Source organism: Cypionkella sp. (assembly GCF_036782355.1).
Classification (GTDB): Bacteria; Pseudomonadota; Alphaproteobacteria; order Rhodobacterales; family Rhodobacteraceae; genus Cypionkella.
Map to the genome: position 1 here is coordinate 1 of NZ_DAIPZF010000067.1, position 5,078 is coordinate 5,078.

The 5,078-nt window shown below is 57.9% G+C and carries 4 protein-coding genes and 1 pseudogene; all 5 read right to left on the minus strand.

Annotated elements, in window-relative coordinates; genetic code table 11:
* Window positions 1-2,176 (minus strand): phosphatidylglycerol lysyltransferase domain-containing protein (locus V7Q10_RS15415; RefSeq protein WP_333870026.1); only part of this gene is annotated, 2,176 nt, incomplete at its 3' end.
* Between the two features lie 147 nt (window positions 2,177-2,323).
* Window positions 2,324-2,956 carry a hypothetical protein gene (locus tag V7Q10_RS15420; protein ID WP_333870027.1) on the minus strand — a complete coding sequence of 211 codons (633 nt, stop codon included), beginning with the start codon at window positions 2,954-2,956 and terminating at the stop codon, window positions 2,324-2,326.
* A gap of 20 nt (window positions 2,957-2,976) precedes the next feature.
* Window positions 2,977-3,957: an ABC transporter permease gene (locus tag V7Q10_RS15425; RefSeq protein ID WP_333870028.1), complete on the minus strand. Its 981-nt coding sequence runs from the start codon at window positions 3,955-3,957 to the stop codon at window positions 2,977-2,979.
* Window positions 3,950-4,891 carry an ABC transporter permease gene (locus V7Q10_RS15430; RefSeq protein WP_333870029.1) on the minus strand — a complete coding sequence of 314 codons (942 nt, stop codon included), beginning with the start codon at window positions 4,889-4,891 and terminating at the stop codon, window positions 3,950-3,952. The genes V7Q10_RS15425 and V7Q10_RS15430 overlap by 8 nt, the downstream gene beginning before the upstream one ends.
* Window positions 4,891-5,078 (minus strand): annotated as a pseudogene (locus tag V7Q10_RS15435) (ABC transporter ATP-binding protein); the annotation flags it as partial. The gene V7Q10_RS15430 and the pseudogene V7Q10_RS15435, both read right to left, overlap by 1 nt.

Genomic DNA, 5,078 nt, shown 5'->3' on the forward strand with positions numbered 1-5,078 from the left:
CCTCGCGGCGGACAAGCGCGATGGGAAAACGGTTGAGATAGGCGACATCAAAACGCCCGACCGAAAAACCCTTTTCACTCACCGCCTTACCGCTAAGCCAAAGATCCGAGATTGTTTGCAATTCAGTCAGCAAAGCTTCTGAATGCGGCGGTTGCACAATTGTCATCGCAAGACCCTCACGCTCGCGCTTGTTGTGGGCCGAACGCATGGATTTGAAATTCGCGCCGCTAAGATTGAACTCTTGCAAGCTGATCACGGCCTCTTCGCCAACTTTGTGCAGCCCGAACCCCAAGCTGACAAAGAGCGGCAGGTTCTGGTTGCCGACCTCGTAAAACAGCGCTTTGCCGTTTGCCCTGCGCGCCAGATCGACAAAGGCCCAACACAGATCGGCCAATTCGGCGGGCTCTCCGATCGGATCGCCGTAGGCCACAAAGCGCGCGCCTTGCCGGCCATACATCAGGAACGATTTGCCCGAGTCTGAAAAGACAAACTGCTTGTCGCCCGAATAGGCGAGGCAACCGTGCGGCACGGGCCATTGAGATAGGATCGTCGAGATCGCTTCAAGGCTTGCGGGTTCGGTTGCCGAGGCAGACCTCCGTCGCACCGGACGCAGCGCGATAAAGATCGTGAATGCCATCAGCAAAGCCGAGGCCAGCAGCCCGGCCCGAAGCGCGCGCGGCGTATTGGCGCCATGTGCAAGGGTGGTCCACAGATCGTTTGAATAGGGTGTTGCGCGGTGCAGGAAAAAGAAAAATCCAAGCGCGGCAATGCCAGCACCGAAGACCAGCGCAAACCAGCGGAGGCTAAATATGCCTTCGGTCAGTTTGGCCTGTCGATTAAATCCGCCCGCGAAGGGCAGCAAAAGCGCAAAGCCCGTCATCAGAATGGCCGCAGCTTCGATGCTGAAATCATTCATCAGCGCGGCAATCGTGCCGATGCCAAGGGCCAAGAGTGTCAGATAAAACGCGGCCTTTATCTGGCGCGCCAGCCCGTGCGACAGGATGATTAAAACCACACCGATCATTGCCGATAGAAGTGTCCCGCCCTCGATAACGAGGGCAGCGACGAACTCACCTTCGTTCAACACGCTGCTCTGCACCGAAGGGATCAGCGAAACCATGAGCATATAGACGCCAAGGCCAAAGGTCACCAAAGCGGCGAGCGAGGGGGCCAAGCCATGCAAAGCCTCGGCCCTTGGACGCGAGGCCGCCGACACCCCGCCGAGAAGTCGCCCTATGAATCCGCTGGCCAGACGTGCTTCGTTCAGCGAGACCACTATGAAGCCGAGCGCGAAAGGCAAAAGGTAGTAAATGATCCGGAACAATACCAAGGCTGCCGCGGCATCGCTGACAGGCACGCTTGCTGGCAGGGTTCCGATGATGATCGTTTCAAAGACGCCAATACCACCCGGAACATGCGACAAGACCCCCACCATCGTCGCAATCGCATAGATCGCAATGAACGCGCTTAAATCCGGCGTGCCAACGGGCATCAGCACCCAAAGCGCGAAAGCGGCCGCCACCACATCGACCAGCGTCATTGCAAGTTGTGCAGCCAGACTTCGCGGCGCGGGCAGATGCAAACTCATGCGCCCCACCTTGAGCTGAAGGCCTCTGGCTGAAACGAACATGATAGCGCCGCCAAGGATCAGGAAAAGTCCCAAAGCGCCAAAGCGGATGAGGTTGGGTGAAAAGGCCGAAATCTGAGGGATGACATTCGGATGCAGACCCAGTGCCGCAAGGCCGATCAAAGTCAGCCCAGTGCCAATTGCCGCAGCGATGTAGGCCGAAACCGTGGCAACCTGAAAAGCGTCCAACCCATAAGCAGAGTAGATGCGAAAGCGCACAGCGCCGCCAGAGATCACACTTACGCCGATGGTATTGCCAAAGGCGTAGCCCAAAAAACCACCCAACGCCACGATGGGCCTAGGCAGGGACTTACCAATGAACTGCAGAGCGAGCGCATCATAGCCGACCAATGCCGCGTATCCGATTGCGGTTGCCCCAGTCGCCAAAGCCAAACTGAGAGGTGCAGTTGATCGTATCTGAGACTTTACCAGCGCCGGATCTACAGAATGCATCAGGTGGTTCAACGCATAAATACCAAGCCCGAAGAGAAAAATACCTATCAAAACCGGCAGGATGGAGCGGAGCGTGATCAAAATCTGAGGTCTCATCGGTTAATTCTAGGCCTTTCAGGTAATGCAACGAAGCGTTTTCTCAGTAGAAGGGGAAGTGTTTTGTTTGCCCGCAATATTCAAAATGGCGGCGGCCTGCAATTCAAAGGCCGCCGCTTTCGGAATTTGGATAGCGCCCTTGGGTTATCAGTCGGCAGCTTCCGCGCCACCTTTGTCTTTGGCGATTTCAACACTCACAGGCGCGAAGCCGTCAGCTTTCAGCATGACCGTAAAGGTCTTGGCGGCTTGACTGGTGGTATAGATCGAGTTGGGATTGGCGCGGAAATGTCCGGCCACCACGCCATCGTCAAAGTGGATCCGCGCTTCACCGCCTGCGGGCAGGCTGAAACCGTCCAGCTTGCGGAAGGTGCCTTCGGTCTTGCCGCTGTCGCCATCCTTGATCGAATAGTAGATTGAAAAGCCGGTCAAAGGCGCCGTGCCCGAATTTGTGACCAAGAGTTCGAGGTGATCATTGGCGGTTTTGTTGGCGGCGTAATCAAAGTTGTTCTCGACCAAGGCCTCTTTGATCGCAAAGGGAGCCGGTGCGCCGCTAGTGTCGATGGGATTGGCCATAAAGGTTGGGTCAGCATCCGCCAGATCGTTTTGACCATCACCATCGGTATCGGCAACCATCGGATCAGTGCCCAATAACACTTCTGCAGTATCCGGCACCCCGTCGCCATCGCTGTCAGTCGCGGTTTGCGACAGGCTTGGGCTTACCAGCGAAAGGCCAAGGATCGAAGCCAAGGCAAGAGATGTGATGTTTTTCTTCAGAGTCATTTGAGGTTTCCTTTGAAAGATCAGGCTTTTGCAAGCCGGTTGGGGTTGAGAGGAAGGACCAAGGCAAGGCTGCCAAGTCCGAGGGCAGTGAGGAGGATCCAGACGAGGTTGCCCAGCATTTCAGTCAGGATAGGTCCAATGGCCATGCCGGCGTAGGTCGCCTTGATGCCAAGGATTGCGAAAGTGAAGCGTTCAAAGTGCTTAGTGACCGAGGCCACTTCGATGCCGTTTCGCAACGACTCGAAGGTTGCAAAGCGCTTCATGATTTCAGTCTGATCGGGTTTGGCGATGTGCAATTGCGCAAACACCCCACCCGCGACTTGGTTGTCAGGATCAAGCGTGTCGCCGATTTGTGGCGCAATCAGCACTAGCAAGAGCCAGACCGCAAAGGCCGCCAAAAGCGCATGCGAGCTTTGCTTCATATGCAACGTCAGCACGAACCCCAGCAGGAAAAAGCAGCTGGTATAGACAACCGCCACTGCCCACACGATGCCGATCCGTGCCAGACCATCACCGACCAAACCGACGCCCGACGTCATGTGCAGCACCATGGCCAAGCCGCCCAGAACGATTGCCAGACCAGCCGCCAGCAATCCAAAACCTGCGAGGATTTTGCCCGCCACGAACTGCCAATTGCGCAAAGGCCGCGTCAGGATCAGCGACAAGGTTTGCCGCCCCCGCTCGCTTGCAGCTGCCCGATAACCGATGAGAATGGCGATGGCGGCACCGATGATCTCGATCTGCTCGATTGCCCCGCGCAAAAGCCGCAAGGGATAGAACTCTGGCGCTTTCAGCCCGTCAACCGACTTGCCGATTGAGAGCAGGGTGGCCTTTGCGGCCTCGTAGGTGGCCACGTCACTGCGTAGGGCGATGGCGCCACTCAGCAGCGCCACCACGGCGGCGAGACCAAGGAAAGCGGTGACGATCAAGATAAACCGGTCCCGCAGCGCATCGCGAATGTCTTTGGCGGCGATGGTTCGGATGGGGGCGAAATCAGACATCATAGTCTCCTTGCGTCATCGCTAGCCCCGTCAGCGCGCGCCAAGCCACAAAGGCTGCGGCGGCGGTTGCAAGAGCGATATTTGCGACAGGCGGAATAAAGGAAGGCGAGGCCATGCCCTGCGGCAGGTAGTCCAGCAGGTTAGCCGAGGCGAATTTATAGGCATCCGCCAGGGACAAGGGCCCCAAAAGCCGTGCGGCCCAATGGAAAAAGCTGGTGTCAGGCGGGATCGCAAGTGCAGAAATCGGGTTGATCGCCGCCGTGGGGTTTAGGTTCGCAGTCAGCTGCGGCAGGATGAAGGTCAGCGTCAGCCACAGCGTGACGGGCAACAAAAGGCCCACGGTTTCCGATTTCGCCCACGCGGCTGAGGCCAGACCGATCAGGCCAAAGAACGCCATGTAAAGCGCGCTGACCCCGAGGAAGCCCGCCAGTTGCAGCCATTGCGGGCCCGTCAAACTGACCGTCGGCAGCAGCAAAAAGGTCGCCACAGCCATCACCGCCGCCACGCAGATCAACGCCAGCACCAGCCCAAGCAGGGCGGCGATCTTGCCATCCGCATAGGCGCTGCGGCGCATGGGCCGAATGCCAATCAGCGGCAGCACCCCCGCCTTAAGGTCTATGCTGACCAGCCGGTTGCCGATGACAATTGCCGACAGCGCCCCAATCAGCGCCACATAGACCGACATATTGCGCATCAACGACAGCGGCGAGATATCAAGCACGGGGTTGCTCGGCACGGGCTGACCTGTGGCCTTCAGGAACGCTGCGGCGTCGATATAGATGCGATCGACTGTCGAGGTTGCCGACCAACCCAGCCACGCAGAGATCAGAACAAGGGCGACGAACAGCGCGGCCAGCAAGGCTACCGTGCGCTCTCGCAGCACAAATCGGGCGGATTGGCTGGCGATCAGCCAGTTGGGAGAGACATCTGCCATCACGCCACCTCAGCCAGGCGGCCTTGCGGCGTTAGCGAAAGATAAAGCTCTTCAAGAGCTGCATCGTCGCCATAGCGGGCGGTCACGGCCTCGATCCGGTCGTGATAAACCAGTTTGCCATGCGACAGCACAGCGATGCTGGTGCAGGTCTTGGCGATTTCCGAGATCAGATGGGTATTCATAAAGA